Origin of the sequence: Roseivirga misakiensis (genome assembly GCF_001747105.1) — a bacterium.
Classification (GTDB): Bacteria; Bacteroidota; Bacteroidia; order Cytophagales; family Cyclobacteriaceae; genus Roseivirga; species Roseivirga misakiensis.
This window is the reverse complement of sequence record NZ_MDGQ01000005.1, coordinates 334,224-352,475: the sequence shown is the minus strand read 5'-3', so window position 1 is coordinate 352,475 and position 18,252 is coordinate 334,224. Positions and strand designations below refer to the sequence as shown.

Sequence of the window (18,252 nt, the reverse complement as noted above, 5' to 3'; positions counted from 1 at the left end):
TATGAAAAGAGTCGTAATCACAGCAATGGGTGCACTCACCCCGATCGGCAATAATTTAGAAGACTATTGGACTAACCTCAAAGCTGGGAAAAGCGGTGCCGCCCCAATTACTCGGTTCGATACTGAAAAGTTCAAGACAAAATTTGCTTGCGAACTGAAGGACTTTGACCTAGGTGAGTTCATCCCTAAGAGTGAAGCCAGACGCTACGACCCATTTACTTCATATGCCTTAGTTGCTGTAAACGAAGCCTTGGAAAATGGTAAGATCGACTTTGATAAGCTCGACACGAACAGAATTGGCGTAATTTGGGGTTCAGGAAATGGCGGAATCCAAACATTTACCGAAGAAATGGTCGATTATGTGAAAAACGGAGAAACGCCACGTTTCAACCCATTTTTTATTCCTAAAATCATAGCAGACATTGCCTCAGGTATCATTTCAATCAAATATGGATTAAGAGGGCCGAATTTCACGACTATTTCAGCCTGTGCCACATCGACAACCGCGATTTTAGACGCTTTCAATCATATTCGTTGGGGGAAAGCTGACATGATTATTACCGGAGGGTCGGAAGCACCAATTACCATTGCCGGAGTCGGAGGCTTTAACGCCTCTCGTGCGCTATCTACAAGAAATGATGACCCAACAACAGCCTCCAGACCCTTTGACACGAGTCGTGATGGATTTGTGATGGGAGAAGGTGCTGGCGCTTTAGTATTAGAATCGCTTGAGCACGCCCAAGCTCGCGGTGCCGACATCATTGCCGAAGTTGTCGGTGGTGGCATGGCAGCCGATGCTTACCACTTGACAGGCACGCACCCTGATGGTGAAGGCGCTTACTTAGGCATGACGGAAGCGCTTCGGGAGGCGGAAATATCAGCTAATGACATTGATTACGTCAATATGCATGCTACATCCACACCAATGGGTGACATTAGCGAGTTAAAATCTTTAGAACGTGTTTTTGGCAATGCGACAGACCTCAGCATTAGCGCGACAAAATCCATGACGGGCCACCTTTTGGGTGCTGCTGGTGCTATTGAAGCGATCGCGAGTGTGATGGCCACGGTTGATGATATTGTGCCGCCGACTATCAACACTTCGGAAGTAGAACCCGAATGGGCAGATAAATATGACTTGACATTAGGTGAGGCTAAATCAAGAAAAGTCGATTATGCTATGAGCAATACTTTTGGATTTGGCGGACATATTGCCACTGCAATTTTCAAGAAATTCAAAGCTTAATAGAATACGATCTTTACGCTAGGCAACGCCGCTTTTAAGCCTTCGATATCGTTGCCTTTTAACCTTGTATTAAAACAGATGACCTCCGTTAGCTTCTGTAGGTCTTCTAGCCTATCCAGTCGATTGATACTGGTGTTAGAACAATCGAGTTTTTGTAGGTTGATCAATGATTCCACCCCTCTAAGGCGCCTCAGGTTGGTTCCAGAACAATTTAGCATTTGCAGATCAATCAATACGGACAACGGTCTTAAATCATTCACAGCAGTGTTACTTATATTCAGGCTGGTCAGTGATTTAAATTGAAGAATTGACGATAAGTCGGCTAATGGAGATTCTGTGATACTTAGTGATCGAATATTTTCCTTATTTGGCATGTAATCAAGGTCGCTTAGTCCCGTTCGGGTCAAGGAGATAGACGATAATCGGTAGAACTTTTCAAAAGCTGATAAATCGCCAGCTTCTATGTTTTCATTGATAGAGAATTCAGACTGTCTCGTAAGCGCATGTAGATCATCGGAGTCTGGTGTACCTGAAATTTCCATCGCCGATGAGAATATCTTTTTCATTGTTTCGCTCAGTCCTCCCCACCATGAATTGAGCGCCTCTGTTTGAAATTTAACATCCAGTTGATCATTTGAAACTAACAACTTAACTACCTCCTCTGCCCTGACTGGGGCACCATCAACGTTTAGCGAGGCTAACTTGGCCAACCCATCAATTCCTTTCAAAGACCTGACACTAGTATTGACTGCTTCAATTGATTTCAGGTTATTTAATCCCGCCAACAAGGTAAAGTCATTGATATTGGTATTGTTGATTTTTAGAACTTCTAAAGGCTTTAGTTTACTCACCCCAATTAGACTTTTGATATTATTATTGCTGACGTTCAGATAGGTCAGTCTGCTAAGCTTAGCAACTGGCTCAAGGGTTCTAATTCCAGCATTATCAGCATCCAAGGACTTAATGTTTAGCAATAAAACCAGCGCTTCACCGGGCGGTGAAACCCATTCCATTTGTTCAGAAAACCTAGTTTTCCATTCCTCTGAAAGTGCTCCCCACCAGGCAGAAAGCTCTTCTATATCTTTAATCAATAAAGTTTCAGGCTTTGCATCCATAAATTCATTTACCTCAGCTTCAGGAATGGTCAAACCATCAATGTATACCTTCTTAATGGTGGGTGAAGACTTTAAAGGAGTAATGCTTTTTACCTGAGAATTCGAGAGAATTAAGACTTGAAGATCATTCAATTGAGCGATCGGCGCGAGATCGGCTATGGAAGTTTGACTGATATTCAGCTCTTTTAGGTCATTCAATACATCAAACCCTGATAAAGATTTAATATCGCTTTGGTGTAAGTCTAATTTTTCTAGTTCCAAGAGGTTTGAAAAGTCGATTTTGTCAATCCCATCTACTCCAGTGAGTTGCAATTCTTTAATTGCCTTCAATGAATTTATAAATGAGAAATCTAGCCCATTTGCATTGCTCAAATTCAGTCGCCTTAGCTTTCCGAAAGACTCTAATACTGTGAAATCCTTGACATGACTATTGAACAAAATCATTTCCTCCAAACCGGTATGGTATTTCAGCACGCTTAGGTCGTAAACCGAGCTATTCGAAACGTCAAGGGTCTTTAAACTATTGATGGCGGTAAGCGGCGAAAGGTCGCTAATAAAGGTATTACTCAACCGGAGGTACGATAATTCGGTTAAAACGTAAATGGGTTCTAGTGAAACGACCTGATCATTGTTTGCCAAATCGAGTGAATCCATTTCTGCAATTCTTGTAAGCTCATCGGTCGTCAAACTATCGTCATAAATACCGATCTCATCCTGAAAAATCTTTTTCCAGCCGATCGAAAGACTCAACCACCAATTTCTCAATTGTTTTTCTCTATCTATTTTTTTGGTGTAGATACTCACCACTTTTAAGTCGCCTCCTGGCTTATCAAAATTAAATTCGATAAACCGTTGCCCAGCTATTCTTAAGGTATCGCCTTCTATTCCTGTGGCTGTTAAATTTCGGACAGTCTCAGCTTTAAAATATGGGGTACTATCCGGAAGATAGAGTCTTTCCACATTCTTGACCTCGAAGTCAAAAACGGCTTCTTGAAAAAAGAAATCTACATCTTTCAAATACGCCTGAACATCTTTGAAAATTTGTGTCGACCTATTCTCTTGCAAATCATCCTCGACCTGAACCTTACCGTCGCGAAATAGCTTCGTATAACTTTGGTTAATGATCGTTTCCTTTTCTTTGGCGGTTGTTCTTTTGGATCCTAACAAATTGAAATAAAACTCAAGCGCCTCTACCATAGCCATCACTTGTTCCTTTTCAGGGTCTGCAATACTATCGGTGGGGGTTTCTGTTTGGGCTAAGGACCAAGTACTGATAGTAAGAAAGCCAATAAGTAAAAGGGCCTTAATCCTTACCATAGATAAACTTAAGTAGTTGATCTTTTTGTGAGTTATTAATTTCTGTGAGGTCAGAAATTAGCCAACCGCTATTAAAACCGGGTCGGTTATAGTTGTTTAATGAAAAATACCATCCGTCGACCGAAAAGAAATGATACTTCAGGTTCTCGACAGTTTTAAACTTTAGGAGGCCTTTTTTCACTTCATAAAGGAATAGCGTCAAATAATCTGGTTTATAATCGGCGAGCGTGTATGATTCAGGGCTGCCATTTTGAACGAGTGCTTTGCGAAGGTTCATAAAGTCTAGTTCGTGGCTCATGGGGTGAAGAAACTCCTTTGTCTCCCCTCGTTGCTTATCAAATAGCTGATCATAAGCATTGAATGATATATCAGAAATCACCCATTCATAACCCAGACCTTCTTTTTGAATCTTCATATATAAAGTAAGCGGCTGTTCTCTGCCTTCGTACTCGAATACCGTATTTACCACAGCAAACCAGTCTTTCGACCTGAGACTCAAGAACTGTGCCGTCTGCGAATTAGTCGCAGTCTCTATGAATTTGTTTTTTAAAGCCTTACTGATTTGGGCATATTCTTCATCGAATAATACGTTGATGTAACGCTTTCTTAGCCTTGTATTACGATATCGACGATCGGTAGGCTCCAATTCATCGCCACGATTGGTCTCCTCTCCATTGAATCGTTTAAAAAATTGATTTAGCTGTTTGGTACTGGCTAACAACTGCTGCTCAATATCAAAATCATCATTGAGTACTTGAGCAGAAGCATAGCCAGTACAAAGAGCAGCTATTACTATAATTACAGATATTTTTTTGATCATACTGAGGTTTCGGAAACTCTAATATCTCCAAGGATCACATCCCAAAATTCTACTGTTCTACCAGCGATTTGTGTTTGTTTTTTCTCTACATAAATCGTAATATCCTTTTTAGTGGTATCCTTGTACTGAAGTAAATCACCGCTACGACCTTCGAATTTTTGGTAAACTGTAACTACTCCAACATACTTTCCATCAGGTTGACGCTCTAAATCGGAGATATATTGTATATCATACCATTCAATTGTCACTTTTGAGTAGTTCAACGCCATCAAACGCTTAAAATACTCTCTAACTTTATAATAGCTGATTTCCTCCTCGGCGAGAGACGAAACACCCATTTCACTTCCAGGAGCAAATAATTCTTCGGCTCTGTCCATTACTCTTGTCGCTTCAGAAAAAGGAGTATCCTTATTTCCGATTATGCTGATGTATTTCCCTAGATCTTTTACCTTTTCTAATGCCAGCGAATCAATTGCCTTTTCTCTGTTAGGATCAACAGCGTTTTGAGCACTCAGGCTCAAACCCATAAAGCAGATCATAACTAATGCGATAGATATTTTTGATATATAGTTTTTCATGTCTTTTTCTAAATGAGTTATTCTACTTCTTTACGAGTACCAGTTCTTTTACTTTTCCTTGTGCATCAAGTACCATTTCTTTCACTTTATGCGGGTTCTTTCCTTGATCTTTCAAGTAGTTCAAGTATTTCGAGATCGTTGTTGGCTCATCGAAATCTTCCTGACCATTGGCGGCATAAAAAATGATAAGAACTGGCGCATCGTTTCCGCTAAAAAGCCTCGTTGCCTCATTAATATTTCTATTGGCTGCGCTTAAGGAAGAAGCATTGGCTATACCTGAAAAATAAGAGTTAAGTCTACCCGTTAAGACCTCTTCAGCAGATGGCTCTTCGACTTTTGGCTGTGGTTTAGGTTCTGGCTTAGGAGCTGGGGTATCTACCACCTCAGGTTCCGTAGTTTCGGGTTGTAAATCGGCTACTGCCTTTTTACTCTTACATGAAGCAGTCATTAGCGCTATTATGGCAACAAAGGCTAGTCCTTTGAGCGAATTAATCAATGGGGTGTTTTTGATTTTCATCTTTTAAAGTTTTTGAGTAAGCAACAAGTAGCAACTTGTGTTCCTAATTAAATTAAAATATAAACAATGCGTTTCCACTAGGCAGTATAGAATTACGGCCTGCCTGTAGACACTATTACAGGTAAATGATAGGTGTGCGCTGTTGAGTTAACAGTATGATAAATTTAAGGCTAAATTTTGAAACTGTCGCCATCGATTTACAAAACTGGTCATCAATTAATTTCAGAGGAAAAAAAGGCCGATTAAACATGTTTTTATTAGATGTAAAAAGCCCAAACCAACTTAATGATTCGGGCTTTTTACTGTTTTTTTGATCAAATCCTACGAAGCAGGGTTCGTAATGTCTTGTGCTCCCTCAGGCATTGAAAAGTTCTCCATGGTAGGATATTCTTTAGAAACTTGAATATTCTCAAATACTCTAGCGCCTCCTCTTGGCTCTCCAACAACGCCATCTCGGTATTGATACCACTGTAGTGAACTTGGCAATATCACGCCTTCCATCTCTTTCCAACCATCATATTTGATCAAGCTATATCTGTCACTCGTTTCACCTCCACCAAATGTAGCTGTGTACATGAGCCAGTGCATTTGATTTGTTTCTGGATCTGAATACACGATGTAATTATCCTTTGGCGAATCACCAACGCCATCACCGTAAGATACCTTCACTCCATTGTAAGTTTTGCCCATTAACTCCTTCGGTCCCATATCTTCATAAGTAATTCCAGGATCACCGATCACAAACGGAAAAGCGTAGAAATAAAACATCAGATTGTAGCGCATACGTTGTCTTGAGGCATTCTCGCTTGGCGGATTAACCCAAACATGCTCGCCGTCAAATCCAACCGTCTGACCCTCTGAATCTATTCTCGTATATCTGTTTTGCAACTCAACCAGCGTCTTTTGTCCACCGTTTTCATAAGACAATTGTTTTAATGCGGTCCAGTTATCAAATCCACCGTGAGCATTGAAAACCTTTGTGATCGCTTCAATATGATGGTCTGTTTTTGAAACTTCTTGTTTAACAACCACTTCTTCGGTTGATGCTGTTTTTGTGCCTTCACATGCCATTACGGCAAGCAGTAAACACAGAAATAAAGTCTTTTTCATAAGTCAATTTTTTGTACCCAGATAAGCAAAATATTAATACCAACTGAGTCATTTAAAAAGTAATGCAAACCTAAGCTTTCAAAATGATGCTTTCTAAACCACTGATGTAATTGGGTGTCGGGCAAATGACTAGTTCGTCACTTCTATTGATACGTCTTGGTTTAAAAAGAATCACATAGACAGATTACCAGAGTTAAAACAGACACTATCTTTGCCGAAAACTATTTTACTCATGGACAAGTCGAGCAATTTCGAAACTAAAGCTGTACGCACTCAGATTGAGACTACGCATGCCCAAGAACATGCGACCCCACTTTACATGACGTCTAGTTTTACATATGAAAATGCTGAGGAAATGAGGGCGGCATTTGCCGGTGAAATAGATAAGAACATTTATAGCAGATTTAGTAATCCCAATACTCAGGAACTTGTCGATAAGATTTGTGCTATGGAAAAAGCCGAGGCAGGTTACGCATTTGCCTCAGGTATGGCCGCTGTCTTTTCAACTTTTGCGGCGCTACTTTCCAGTGGTGATCACATCATCTCTTGCCGATCGATTTTTGGATCTACGCATACGGTTTTCAACAAAATCCTACCCAAATGGAATATTGAAACAACTTATGTAGACATTAAGAATACCGATTCGTGGTCGAACGCGGTGAAACCTGAGACGAAAATTGTCTATGTGGAAACGCCAACTAACCCAGCGATCGACTTGGTGGATTTAGAATGGCTTGGAAATTTTACTAAAAGCCACAATCTAATTTTAGTGGTTGACAATTGCTTCGCAACGCCTTATTTACAAACTCCAATTTCCTATGGTGCTGATCTAGTCATCCATTCTGCCACAAAATTTATTGACGGTCAAGGTAGAGTCTTAGGCGGTATTACTGTCGGTAAAAAAGAGCTGATCGACGAAATTTATGCCTTTTCGAGAAGTACGGGCCCGGCCATGTCGCCATTTAATGCCTGGGTACTCTCAAAAAGTCTAGAAACATTGGCAGTTAGAATGGATAGGCACTGTAGCAATGCTTTGGCCTTAAGCAAGTTTCTATCCGACCATTCGGCAGTGGGGTGGGTGAAATATCCATTTTTGCCAAGTCACCCACAATATGATACTGCTAAGAAGCAAATGAGTGGCGGCGGTGGTGTAGTCAGTTTCGGTATAAAAGGCGGACTAGCAGCTGGAATTGAATTTTTAAATCAATTGAAAATGTGCTCCTTAACCGCAAATTTAGGTGATAGTAGAACCATTGTCACACACCCATCATCCACTACACACGCTAAACTCAGCGAGGAAGAAAGACTGGCCGTTGACATTTCTCCTGAACTAATCCGCATCTCAGTAGGTTTAGAGCATATTGATGATATTATCGCAGATTTAGATCAAGCATTGACCAAATCATAAACCTTAGAATTAACTATTAATGCGAAAAATTCTTGCTGAAATTCTGACCATCGGAGATGAAATCCTTTACGGTCAAATCACTGATACGAATTCCCAGTGGATGAGTGCCGAATTGGACAAACTGGGCATAAAAGTGGTAAGAAAGACTACCGTCGCAGATACTGAACAAGATATCTTGACGGCTTTTGAAGAGGCAGAGTCTAGAGCAGATATCGTCTTAATAACTGGTGGTTTGGGGCCAACCAATGACGACCTCACTATGCCCATGCTGGCTAAACACTTTAATAGTGAAATTATACTCAATAATGATGTCCTAGAACACGTTCGTGACTTTTTTGAAAGAAGAGGCAGAGTGTTTACAGAAATGAATCGAAATCAGGCGCTGGTTCCCAAAGTAGCGGAAGTAATTCATAACGACCTTGGAACAGCCCCCTGTACATGGTATGAGCGTAATAAAAAAGTGTTCGTTTCAATGCCTGGTGTGCCGTATGAGATGAAAAATCTCATGACAACTAAGGTGCTTCCAAAGCTTCAAACCACCTTCCAAACACCGGTCATCTACCACAAATTGATCAAAACTGTGGGGATTGGAGAGTCTTTCCTTGCCGATAAAATAAAAGATTGGGAAGAAGCACTTCCAGCACACATTTCTCTGGCTTATTTACCGAGTGTGGGGCATGTGAAACTCAGACTGACAGCCGTTGGTCAAAACAAAGATACTTTAGCCAGGGAGGTTCAAGGGCTTATAGATGGATTTTTAGCAATTGCTGGTAAGTACGTTTACGGTTATGATGGCATGACCTTGGAGAAAGCAATTGGCGAAATGCTTATTGAAAAAGGAAAAACAATCGCTTTGGCAGAAAGTTGTTCAGGAGGCTATGTTCAGCACAAAATCACGAGCATAGCAGGGTCTTCAGCCTATTTCCAAGGTGGGGTTGTCCCATATCACAATGACCACAAAGTCAATTTGTTAGGGGTAAAAGAAGAAACCTTAGCAGAACATGGCGCCGTTAGTGAAGCTTGTGTAAAAGAGATGGCAGAAGGCGTTAGAAAGGCTTTTGGTGCCGAAATTGGCGCCTCGAGCAGTGGAATTGCAGGGCCTGGCGGCGGAACAGAAGAGAAACCAGTAGGCACGGTATGGATTGCTTATGCAGATGAGAACCAAACCATTGCAAAAAAACTGCAATTAACGAAAAATAGAATATTAAATATCGAATTAACAGAAATTGCATTATTAAATTTGGTTAGGAAAAGTTTAACGGACTAAAACATTGATAATATTTGGCAAAAGACTTACTTTTGTCTTTCTGTGCAAACGTTTTAAATCGCTAGTATTTAAGTTATGGCTATAGTAGAAATGGTAATGCCAAAGATGGGAGAAAGTATCATGGAGGGTACAGTACTGTCTTGGCTCAAGCAAGAAGGTGAATCTATTGAAGCAGATGAATCTGTATTAGAAGTAGCAACTGACAAAGTTGATACTGAGGTACCAGCGACCCACGGGGGTGTTTTAAAAGAAATTTTAGTGCAAGAAGGTGATGTAGTTGCCGTTGGCGCAGTGATTGCAAAAATCGAAACGGAAGCAGATGTAGAAGATGCTGCTCCAGCACAAGATACACCTGCACCAAAGGCAGAAGCGGCAAGCGAGCCTGCCACACCAGTAGCCGCTACCCCAGCTGCTAACGGACATGCCGTAGTTTTGGAAAAACCAGCTTCGGATAGGTTCTACTCTCCTTTAGTAATGAATATTGCTCGCCAAGAGAGTATTCCAATGACTGAACTGGAGTTAGTACCTGGAACAGGTCGAGATGGCAGAGTGACTAAGAAAGATATAATGGCTTATTTAAAGTCAAGGCCAGCGGGTGGAGTTCAAGCACCTGTGAGTGCTCCTGCAGCATCCAGTGCCCCTGCAGCTGCACCAGCAAGCGCTCCGAAACCAATGCCTGTTTCCATTTCAGGTGAAGATGAAATCATCGAAATGGATCGCATGCGCAAAATGATTGCAGAGCGTATGGTGGATTCTAAACGAATTTCTCCACACGTAACTTCTTTTGTGGAAGCAGATGTCACCAACATAGTTCACTGGAGAAATAGAATTAAGCAGACCTTTAAAGAAAAAGAGGGCGAACCAATCACGTTTACACCTATATTCTTAGAGGCCGTTGTCAATGCCATCAAAGACTACCCGATGATCAATGTGCAGGTAGATGGTTCCAACATTGTGAAGAAAAAAGCAATCAACGTCGGAATGGCCGTTGCCCTACCTACTGGCAACTTAATTGTTCCCGTAATTCACAATACAGACCAATATAACTTGGTTGGCCTGACTAAAAAGGTAAACGATCTAGCAAGAAGAGCGAGAGAGAATAAGCTTTCACCAGACGACTTACAAGGTGGAACTTATACAATTTCTAATGTCGGTTCATTCGGAAATGTAATGGGCACACCGATCATAATGCAACCTCAAGTCGGTATTTTAGCACTAGGCGCAGTAGTGAAAAAGCCAGCAGTTGTTGAGACACCGACTGGTGATGCAATCGCGATTCGTCATAAAATGTTTTTATCACACTCATATGATCACCGTGTGGTTGATGGATCTTTAGGCGGTATGTTCGTAAGGCGAGTAGCTGACTACCTAGAAAGATTCGACGCCAACAGACCGATCTAAAAAAACTTAAGTTTTAAAAATTTAAAGCCTCTAAACCCTAGAGGCTTTTTTTATTTCTTTTTTCCTAACTTCTTCCAAAATCAGTAGCCATCAACGATAGAATGAATCAATGAGCAAGAAGTTGATCAACGTAAAGAAAGGGCAATTCCTACAACGAAAGGGCGACTTAAATACTAAGGTTTACGTGGTTCAAAAAGGGTTATTAAGAAGCTATGCTATTGATGAAAAAGGCAAAGAACACATCTTTATGTTCGCTCCTGAAGGCTGGATTATTGCCGATAATTTACCGAGTGATCTACCCGCTGACCTATTTATCGATGCCATAGAAGATTCTGAGGTTATCGTAAAAGAGAAAGATATTAGTGAAGAAAAAGACAGTGAAAAGTTCATCAAAAGGCTCACCGTCCTTCAAAAGAGAGTAATAATGCTCATGAGTGCTTCAGCAATTACCCGCTATGACCACTTCATTAAAACCTATCCGAAAATTACAAAAAGGGTACCGCAAAGAATGATTGCTTCCTATTTAGGAATCACCCCTGAAGCCTTGAGCAAATCAAAGAAAAATCATTTCAAAGGAAATTGAGTCAAGCGATTAATTCTTAATCTAGGTTAATGCATTTGGCGTGAAGTTTCTAAACCTTCACATCAAACAAATGCAAAATCATGAAAGACCTTAGTTTACTCTTCAAAATATCAGCCATCTTATGGGTTTTTTGGGGAATCGTGCACATTATGGCCGGTGTTTTCACCATAAACTTTGTACTCAGTGATGATATCTCAGGCGCTATTTCAGGTATTGCGGATGCCGTCGATCCCGCTAATGTTCAGAGAGATTATCCAGACGCTGCTGGAGCGATAATCTCGCAGCACGGTTTCAACCTACTATGGATTGGACTAGTCACCTTAATCAGTGCATTTTACATCTGGAAGAAGAATAAGAACGCGATTTTTCTCGCAGCCATTACTGGTGGGCTGGCTGATTTAGGCTACTTCTTATTCTTAGACTTGGGAGGATTCGTAAACTTCATGCCTGGCACGCTTATGACAATTGTTTCTAGCGCAGCCATTACCCTCAGTTTTTATGCCTATTTCAAAGGTAGAAAAGCCACTTCTTAGCTGACCAAAAGTACTTTTTAGAGCAAACACTTGAGCATGTTGTGAGTTCTATTAACCTGACAATTTAAAGTCAAACAAGGGTTAAAAGACGCTCACTCATGCAAAGACCTGATTTTACTCAAATTAATTCGGGACAAGAATTTAATAACTGGTATTGGACCAAAGAAGAAATGGTGGACATTTGTAAAATGAGCCATTTACCTTCAAATGGCAGCAAATTCATACTCAGGGATCGAATTATGTACGCCCTTGATCATGAAGGTCAAGTCAAAAATGAGGAAAAGAAAATACGCCCTAACTCTACTTTCAATTGGGCTAAGGCAGAATTAAGCCTCGCGACAAAAATCACAGACAACGTTTCTTTCGGACCTAACTTTCGATCCTTTATGTCATCGCAGGTGGATAAGAAGTTCAGTTGTCATAGCGACTTTATGAATTGGGTGAAAGAAAATGTAGGCGCCACACTTCAAGATGCAGTGCTAAAATGGGAAGAACTGGAAGAGCGAAAGAAAGACCCCAACTTTAAAAGAGATATTGCTACCAATAATATGTACTGTCAATACATCAGAGACTTTTCGGCAGCGAATCCTAATGCAAAGTTTGTAGATGCAAAAGCTTGCTGGAATAAAAAGAGGCGCATGCCGATGAAAAATGGATTTGTGAGATTCGAAGAGAGTGATATTCTTTTGAAAGATTAGCGTCAAATTAAAAGCTTCACAGACAAACAGTTTTATGGACAATTGGTTAAAACACCAATGAATTCCAACCTTTCTGAAATAGATAAAGATAGAGTGATAGAAATGGCTTGGGAAGACCGAACTCCCTTCGAAGCTATTCACCAACAATTCGGTTTACCTGAAAAAGAAGTCATCAAATTAATGCGGAACACCCTGAAACCTTCGAGTTTTAAGCTATGGCGAAAGCGAGTCAACAGCGGGGTTAGTCAAAAGCATTTGAAGAAAAGAAGCCCAGAAATTGATCGGTTTAAAAGTACACTTCAACGACAAATTACTGGGAATAAAATCAGCAAGAGATGAGCTTCGAAACCTCGTTTTCTAATATTCTTGACAAAATCGATGCTATTGATCCGAAAGCCTATGCGCAATCGAGAAACTTCGTAGATGGGGCAGTAAGTTATCTATCCCCATATATTTCTAGAGGTGTTATTTCTACTCGTTTTGTACTGGAAAGCCTTTTAAAGAAAGGCTACGGCATGCCTGAAATGGAAAAGTTTGTACAAGAACTAGCTTGGAGAGACTATTGGCAGCAAATATGGATAGCAAAAGGTGAGGATATCAATAATGACCTTAAGCGGGAACAACCAGATTTTAGCCATACCCAAATTCCAGCTGCAATCTTGGCAGGAAAGACAGGAATTGAGGTAGTCGACGAGCATATTGCCAAGCTTTGGAAGACAGGTTATATCCATAACCACATGCGCATGTATATAGCTTCAATTGCTTGTAACATAGGCCGTAGTCATTGGAAGGTGCCTGCACAATGGATGTATTATCACCTTTTAGATGGTGACTGGGCAAGCAATGCACTCAGCTGGCAATGGGTGGCTGGCGCCAACGCCAACAAGAAATACTATGCGAATCAAGAGAACATCAATACGTTCTTTTACTTAAATCAGAAGGGAAGTTTTCTTGATGTGCCGTACGAGGCATTTCCGGAATTAGAGACACCAGAAATTCTGAAAGAAACACAGCCATTGAGGCTATCTACAAACTTACCTCCGGTCAGTGATTTAAAAGTAGATGCTAGTCGACCAACCTTAGTCTATAACTACTATAATTTAGACCCAAACTGGCATGCGGACCTGCCAGCGAACAGAGTTTTACTTTTAGAGCCTTCTATTTTTGAGCGATATCCTGTTGCCGATCATTGCTTGGAATTTTGCCAAAAGTTGGGAGAGAATATTCCTGATCTTCAAGTTTTTGTAGGGGAGTTCCATGATCTAAAGCTGAAAATAGGTCAAAGCCAGGTTCACTTTAAGGAACATCCTCTAAATGGCCATTATGAAGGAGAAGAAGAACCAAGAGACTGGATGTTTGGCGTAAAAGGTTATTACCCATCGTTTTTTGCTTTCTGGAAAAAATGTAAGAAGGAAATAAAAACTTGGTAAAGGACCCGATCAATATCGTTTGGCTAAAGCGTGATATCAGAACGCTAGATCATGCACCACTTCAGGCAGCAGAGCAGCGTGGTATCCCCTACTACATCATTTATCTTTTCGAACCTGAATTAATGGCGCATCCAGATACATCTGATCGTCATTTACAATTTGTCTATCATTCGATTTTAGATTTCAATCGCAAGCTGAGTGGATTCAATAGAACCATAGAAATCATGGAAGAAGATGCCACTTCGGCATTCGAGTACCTTATTACGAATCACAATATATCAGAGGTCTTCTCTCACCGAGAAAGTGGTATACAGCTCACTTGGGAAAGGGATAAATCAGTTTATAACTTACTCAAATCCAACAATATCCATTGGACACAATTCAAAAGAGATGGCATAGAAAGAGGTATCAAAGACCGTGATGGATGGGATAAACAATGGTATGTTACCATGAGTCAGTCACAGATTCATAATACCTATAGCCCACAAGAACTAGCGCCTTTAGCGCATCCATTTCCTTTGACTTCGACCCTTAAGAAACGGCTAAGCGATTATCCAAAAAAATTCCAACCTGCAGGAGAATCAAATGCGTGGAAATATTTGAATTCATTTACCAACGAACGAGGCAAGGACTATCACAGGCTTATATCAAAACCACTTGAAAGCCGAACTTCCTGCGGAAGAATATCACCCTATTTAGCCTGGGGCAACATTAGTATTAAGCAAGCGGTACAGCACATCAAAGGTCACGAAAACTACCCTCACAATAAGCGCGCTTTTAACGGAATCTTAACAAGATTGAAGTGGCATTGCCACTTTATTCAAAAGTTTGAAGTGGAATGCTCTTATGAGACTATCTGCATCAACCGGGGGTACGAATTATTAGAACGCCCCTTGAATGAATCGTTTGTGAAGGCATGGAAAGCAGGTAAAACAGGCTTTCCGCTAGTCGATGCTTGCATGAGGTGTGTTGCCCAAACAGGCTGGATAAACTTTAGGATGCGCGCGATGGTGGTTTCCATACTTTGCCACCATTTAGACCAAGACTGGCGTACTGGTGTCTACCATTTGGCAAATCATTTTTTGGATTACGAACCCGGCATTCACTATCCTCAATTTCAAATGCAGGCTGGCACTACTGGCGTCAACACCATTAGGATGTACAATCCTATAAAGCAATCTCAGGAACATGACTATGAGGGTAAATTCATAAAAATGTGGGTCCCAGAATTGAGAGAGGTGCCAACAGAGTTCATCCATGAACCATGGAAAATGACTGAAATGGATATGACCTTCAACAATATCACCCCTCCGCTAGATTACCCAAAACCATTGGTTGATTTAACAGAGAGCGGTAAAAAGGCTCGGGCTAAAATCTGGGGACATCGAAAGCACCAAGCGGTAAAAGCAGAGAAAAAAAGAATCGTAAAAACCCATACCAGAAATAACTAACATGTATTTATCAAAAACTGATATCGAAAACACGGAAAGAGTGAAGAGGCTAAATATCATCAACTCTGTCTCTGGTATTAAACCTGGGAACCTGATCGGCACGCGTTCGAATAGTGGACAAGCTAACTTAGCGATCATCAGTTCGGTAGTCCATTTGGGCAGTAATCCAGCATATTTAGGCTTTATCGTAAGGCCGAGTCAAGAAGTACGCCGTCATACACAGGAAAATATTAACGAAAACGGCTTTTTCACCATCAATCATATTCAAAAAGATTTCATTGAAAATGCTCATTACACTTCAGCGAAATTCGATGCCGACATCTCTGAATTTGAGGCTTGCGGCCTTACTGAGGAAACGCTGAACGACTTTAATGCACCTTATGTGAAAGAAAGTGGTTTGAAAATGGGTTTGAAACACGTAGAAAGTGTGCCGATTCAGTCGAGTGGTACTACGATGCTTGTAGGGCAAATTGAGCACTTATACATTCCAGACCAGGCGATCAGCACGCAAGGCTATATAGATTTGAGCATTGCAGAAGGTGTCGGAATCTCTGGTCTTAATTCTTATTACAGCTTTCAAAAAATGGCTGACTTCCCATACGCGAGGGTTAGCGAGGTACCAAAGTTCTAACCATGAAAAAAGAGCATTTACCCACTAAAGTATGTCCTGTTTGCGATCGACCATTCACGTGGAGAAAAAAATGGGCTCGAGATTGGGATGCTGTTAAATATTGTAGTGAAAAATGCCGTAGAACTAAGTCAAAAGTATGAAGTCAATCAACCTTTTATTTCCTCACCAACTGTTTGAGAAGCACGAGATATATGATAACGGTGCTCCAATTTACTTGGTAGAGGAATCACTGTTTTTCAAGGAGTTCAACTTCCACAAAGTGAAACTGGTTTTTCACAGAGCATCCATGAAAAGCCATCAGGCTTATTTGGAAAGCAAAAACCTTGAGGTGATCTACATAGACTCATCAGACAAACGATCGGATATCAGCGTCTTGATCAAGAAATTAGGCGAAGAGGGGGTTGAAAAAATTCACTTCATTAACCCAACCGATAATTGGCTTGAAAAAAGATTTTCTGAAGCAATCAAAGAGACTCAAATCGATGTCAGTCACCACGAAAACCCATTATTTATTAACACAAGGGAAGACTTAAAGCACTTTTTTAAACCAGATAAGAAATCGTTTTTTCAAACCACCTTCTATAAACAACAGCGTAGCCAAAGGGATATTCTCATTGATGCAGACGGTAATCCTACTGGTGGAAAATGGAGTTTCGATGGAGAAAACAGAAAGAAATACCCAAAAGATAAAACACCTCCGAGCATTCACTATCCTGAAACTGATAAGTTTTGGAGCGATGCTGTCGACTATGTTGATGAGCACTTTGATAAGAACTTAGGACAACTCCCGAAATCTAAAACCTACCCAACTACACGGGATGAGACAAAGAAATGGCTAGAACAATTCTTTAATTATCGGTTCCATGGTTTTGGGGATTATGAGGATGCTATCGTTACGAATGAGTCTTATTTACATCATAGTGTACTGACGCCTATGATGAATGTGGGGTTAATTCAACCAAAAGAGGTAATTGAAGAAGCCGTGAAATATGCCAATGATCACGATGTGGCGATCAACGATTTAGAGGGCTTTATTCGTCAAATTCTCGGTTGGCGAGAGTTTATAAGGGGAATGTATGAGGCAAAAGGGAGTTTTTCAAGAACCAAAAATTTCTGGGGGTTTGATCGAAAAATACCGGCTTCTTTTTACGATGGAACTACGGGAATAGATCCCATAGACATGACTATTAAGCAGATATTAAATACTGGATATTGCCACCATATCGAACGCCTTATGGTTTTGGGGAACTTCATGTTACTCTGTGAATTTGATCCAAAAGAAGTCTATCGATGGTTCATGGAGTTATTTATAGACGCTTACGATTGGGTAATGGTACCTAATGTGTATGGTATGAGTCAATTTGCAGATGGCGGCCTCTTTGCCACTAAACCATACATTAGTGGCTCCAATTATTTAATGAAAATGAGCAACTACAAAAAGGGCGATTGGCAAGTCACATGGGATGGGCTTTTCTGGCGCTTTATGCACATAAACAGAGACTTTTTCTTGAAAAATCCACGTTTGGGCATGTTAGTTAGAACATTTGACAAAATGGAAGAAGACAAGAAAAAGGCCCACTTAGAAAATGGGCAAGCTTTTTTGGACGCCTTATAATTCTAGGTGCTGAAAATAGAAAACTTATTATGGTCAATAGGGACTTCAATAACTTTGGCTTGAAATTTTCCACTTAAGGGCAATCGAAATAAGCAGCGAGATCAGGTAAATGATTAGCCCATAAATCAAGGTATAAGCCGCATATTTTAACCCACCTGCCAACAAAGGAAGTGGCACATCCCCTACCTCTTCTATGGCACTAAAAACGTTTACCAAACTTATGGTAGTCGAAAGGATACCAAAGATCAGGGCAAATAATCCTACCTCCTTGATTTGTCCTAACTTTTGAATAGAATAGCCTCTAAACCCTGTCAAAAATGCTGCTCTTGCATGGAATACTGAAAGAATAAACATCACTAGGGCTACTATAGATATGATTCCCATATAGAGCGGGCCTCCTTCATTAAATAAACTGATCATAATCTGATTTTTTAGATTTTAAAACTTTTCATAAAGTTAGAATCCATGCCTGTAAGACAGGAAGTTGTATCCCTACCTTAATTTGTTGTTTATCGACAAACCCTTCGTAATA

19 protein-coding genes are annotated in these 18,252 nt (G+C 40.6%); 13 read left to right on the top strand and 6 right to left on the bottom strand.

From position 1 onward, the window contains the following. Position 1: 1 nt before the first annotated feature. Entirely contained in the window at positions 2-1,246 is a 1,245-nt protein-coding gene (gene fabF, locus BFP71_RS09290; protein WP_069835212.1) for a beta-ketoacyl-ACP synthase II, read from the top strand. Here the strand turns inward: fabF and BFP71_RS09285 are convergent. The 5 genes from BFP71_RS09285 to BFP71_RS09265 form a co-directional block, all read right to left on the bottom strand. Next, positions 1,243-3,678 (bottom strand): leucine-rich repeat domain-containing protein, encoded by a 2,436-nt coding sequence (locus BFP71_RS09285; RefSeq protein WP_069835211.1) that lies wholly within the window; start codon positions 3,676-3,678, stop codon positions 1,243-1,245. The genes fabF and BFP71_RS09285 overlap by 4 nt on opposite strands. Next, positions 3,665-4,498 carry a hypothetical protein gene (locus BFP71_RS09280; protein WP_088124959.1) on the bottom strand — a complete coding sequence of 278 codons (834 nt, stop codon included), beginning with the start codon at positions 4,496-4,498 and terminating at the stop codon, positions 3,665-3,667. The genes BFP71_RS09285 and BFP71_RS09280 overlap by 14 nt, the downstream gene beginning before the upstream one ends. After that, complete coding sequence (locus BFP71_RS09275; protein ID WP_069835210.1) at positions 4,495-5,076, bottom strand: hypothetical protein; 582 nt, start codon at positions 5,074-5,076, stop codon at positions 4,495-4,497. The genes BFP71_RS09280 and BFP71_RS09275 overlap by 4 nt, the downstream gene beginning before the upstream one ends. A 22-nt stretch (positions 5,077-5,098) precedes the next feature. Further along, positions 5,099-5,593: a hypothetical protein gene (locus BFP71_RS09270; RefSeq protein ID WP_069835209.1), complete on the bottom strand. Its 495-nt coding sequence runs from the start codon at positions 5,591-5,593 to the stop codon at positions 5,099-5,101. 321 nt (positions 5,594-5,914) lie between these two features. After that, a complete protein-coding gene (locus BFP71_RS09265) occupies positions 5,915-6,703 on the bottom strand; it encodes a DUF6503 family protein (RefSeq protein ID WP_069835208.1) in 789 nt (262 codons plus the stop codon). A 232-nt stretch (positions 6,704-6,935) separates the two neighbouring features. Here BFP71_RS09265 and BFP71_RS09260 point away from each other — a divergent pair, with 232 nt between their 5' ends. The 12 genes from BFP71_RS09260 (at position 6,936) to BFP71_RS09210 (ending at position 17,720) form a co-directional block, all read left to right on the top strand. After that, positions 6,936-8,111, top strand: a complete 1,176-nt coding sequence (locus BFP71_RS09260) for a trans-sulfuration enzyme family protein (protein WP_069835207.1) — start codon at positions 6,936-6,938, stop codon at positions 8,109-8,111. A gap of 19 nt (positions 8,112-8,130) precedes the next feature. Continuing rightward, on the top strand, positions 8,131-9,378 hold the full coding sequence (locus BFP71_RS09255; RefSeq protein ID WP_069835206.1) for a competence/damage-inducible protein A: 1,248 nt from the start codon (positions 8,131-8,133) through the stop codon (positions 9,376-9,378). 75 nt (positions 9,379-9,453) lie between these two features. Next, positions 9,454-10,779, top strand: coding sequence for a dihydrolipoamide acetyltransferase family protein (locus BFP71_RS09250; RefSeq protein WP_069835205.1), 1,326 nt, complete (start codon positions 9,454-9,456; stop codon positions 10,777-10,779). A 109-nt stretch (positions 10,780-10,888) separates the two neighbouring features. Continuing rightward, a complete protein-coding gene (locus BFP71_RS09245) occupies positions 10,889-11,362 on the top strand; it encodes a Crp/Fnr family transcriptional regulator (protein WP_069835204.1) in 474 nt (157 codons plus the stop codon). Between the two features lie 80 nt (positions 11,363-11,442). Then, complete coding sequence (locus BFP71_RS09240) at positions 11,443-11,895, top strand: hypothetical protein (RefSeq protein ID WP_069835203.1); 453 nt, start codon at positions 11,443-11,445, stop codon at positions 11,893-11,895. 98 nt (positions 11,896-11,993) lie between these two features. After that, the gene (locus BFP71_RS09235) at positions 11,994-12,593 is read left to right on the top strand and encodes a DUF6434 domain-containing protein (RefSeq protein ID WP_069835202.1); all 600 of its coding nucleotides are present in this window, start codon (positions 11,994-11,996) and stop codon (positions 12,591-12,593) included. A gap of 57 nt (positions 12,594-12,650) precedes the next feature. Continuing rightward, a complete protein-coding gene (locus BFP71_RS09230; RefSeq protein ID WP_069835201.1) occupies positions 12,651-12,932 on the top strand; it encodes a TIGR03643 family protein in 282 nt (93 codons plus the stop codon). Beyond that, positions 12,929-14,023: an FAD-binding domain-containing protein gene (locus BFP71_RS09225; protein WP_069835200.1), complete on the top strand. Its 1,095-nt coding sequence runs from the start codon at positions 12,929-12,931 to the stop codon at positions 14,021-14,023. Before BFP71_RS09230 ends, BFP71_RS09225 begins: the two co-directional genes overlap by 4 nt. Continuing rightward, on the top strand, positions 14,017-15,474 hold the full coding sequence (locus tag BFP71_RS09220) for a cryptochrome/deoxyribodipyrimidine photo-lyase family protein (protein WP_069835199.1): 1,458 nt from the start codon (positions 14,017-14,019) through the stop codon (positions 15,472-15,474). Before BFP71_RS09225 ends, BFP71_RS09220 begins: the two co-directional genes overlap by 7 nt. Position 15,475: 1 nt before the next feature. Continuing rightward, entirely contained in the window at positions 15,476-16,105 is a 630-nt protein-coding gene (locus BFP71_RS09215) for a flavin reductase family protein (protein WP_069835198.1), read from the top strand. A gap of 2 nt (positions 16,106-16,107) precedes the next feature. After that, positions 16,108-16,245 carry a DUF2256 domain-containing protein gene (locus BFP71_RS19150; RefSeq protein ID WP_088124957.1) on the top strand — a complete coding sequence of 46 codons (138 nt, stop codon included), beginning with the start codon at positions 16,108-16,110 and terminating at the stop codon, positions 16,243-16,245. Next, complete coding sequence (locus BFP71_RS09210) at positions 16,242-17,720, top strand: cryptochrome/photolyase family protein (protein WP_069835197.1); 1,479 nt, start codon at positions 16,242-16,244, stop codon at positions 17,718-17,720. Before BFP71_RS19150 ends, BFP71_RS09210 begins: the two co-directional genes overlap by 4 nt. A gap of 45 nt (positions 17,721-17,765) precedes the next feature. Here the strand turns inward: BFP71_RS09210 and BFP71_RS09205 are convergent, their stop codons facing one another. Further along, positions 17,766-18,140: a MotA/TolQ/ExbB proton channel family protein gene (locus BFP71_RS09205; RefSeq protein WP_069835196.1), complete on the bottom strand. Its 375-nt coding sequence runs from the start codon at positions 18,138-18,140 to the stop codon at positions 17,766-17,768. Positions 18,141-18,252 lie beyond the last annotated feature (112 nt).

Coding starts and splice junctions, on each gene's coding strand:
- fabF (WP_069835212.1), top strand. CDS start 2: ATGAAAAGAGTCGTAATCACAGCAATGGGTGCACTCACCCCGATCGGC.
- BFP71_RS09285 (WP_069835211.1), bottom strand. CDS start 3,678: ATGGTAAGGATTAAGGCCCTTTTACTTATTGGCTTTCTTACTATCAGT.
- BFP71_RS09280 (WP_088124959.1), bottom strand. CDS start 4,498: ATGATCAAAAAAATATCTGTAATTATAGTAATAGCTGCTCTTTGTACT.
- BFP71_RS09275 (WP_069835210.1), bottom strand. CDS start 5,076: ATGAAAAACTATATATCAAAAATATCTATCGCATTAGTTATGATCTGC.
- BFP71_RS09270 (WP_069835209.1), bottom strand. CDS start 5,593: ATGAAAATCAAAAACACCCCATTGATTAATTCGCTCAAAGGACTAGCC.
- BFP71_RS09265 (WP_069835208.1), bottom strand. CDS start 6,703: ATGAAAAAGACTTTATTTCTGTGTTTACTGCTTGCCGTAATGGCATGT.
- BFP71_RS09260 (WP_069835207.1), top strand. CDS start 6,936: ATGGACAAGTCGAGCAATTTCGAAACTAAAGCTGTACGCACTCAGATT.
- BFP71_RS09255 (WP_069835206.1), top strand. CDS start 8,131: ATGCGAAAAATTCTTGCTGAAATTCTGACCATCGGAGATGAAATCCTT.
- BFP71_RS09250 (WP_069835205.1), top strand. CDS start 9,454: ATGGCTATAGTAGAAATGGTAATGCCAAAGATGGGAGAAAGTATCATG.
- BFP71_RS09245 (WP_069835204.1), top strand. CDS start 10,889: ATGAGCAAGAAGTTGATCAACGTAAAGAAAGGGCAATTCCTACAACGA.
- BFP71_RS09240 (WP_069835203.1), top strand. CDS start 11,443: ATGAAAGACCTTAGTTTACTCTTCAAAATATCAGCCATCTTATGGGTT.
- BFP71_RS09235 (WP_069835202.1), top strand. CDS start 11,994: ATGCAAAGACCTGATTTTACTCAAATTAATTCGGGACAAGAATTTAAT.
- BFP71_RS09230 (WP_069835201.1), top strand. CDS start 12,651: ATGAATTCCAACCTTTCTGAAATAGATAAAGATAGAGTGATAGAAATG.
- BFP71_RS09225 (WP_069835200.1), top strand. CDS start 12,929: ATGAGCTTCGAAACCTCGTTTTCTAATATTCTTGACAAAATCGATGCT.
- BFP71_RS09215 (WP_069835198.1), top strand. CDS start 15,476: ATGTATTTATCAAAAACTGATATCGAAAACACGGAAAGAGTGAAGAGG.
- BFP71_RS19150 (WP_088124957.1), top strand. CDS start 16,108: ATGAAAAAAGAGCATTTACCCACTAAAGTATGTCCTGTTTGCGATCGA.
- BFP71_RS09210 (WP_069835197.1), top strand. CDS start 16,242: ATGAAGTCAATCAACCTTTTATTTCCTCACCAACTGTTTGAGAAGCAC.
- BFP71_RS09205 (WP_069835196.1), bottom strand. CDS start 18,140: ATGATCAGTTTATTTAATGAAGGAGGCCCGCTCTATATGGGAATCATA.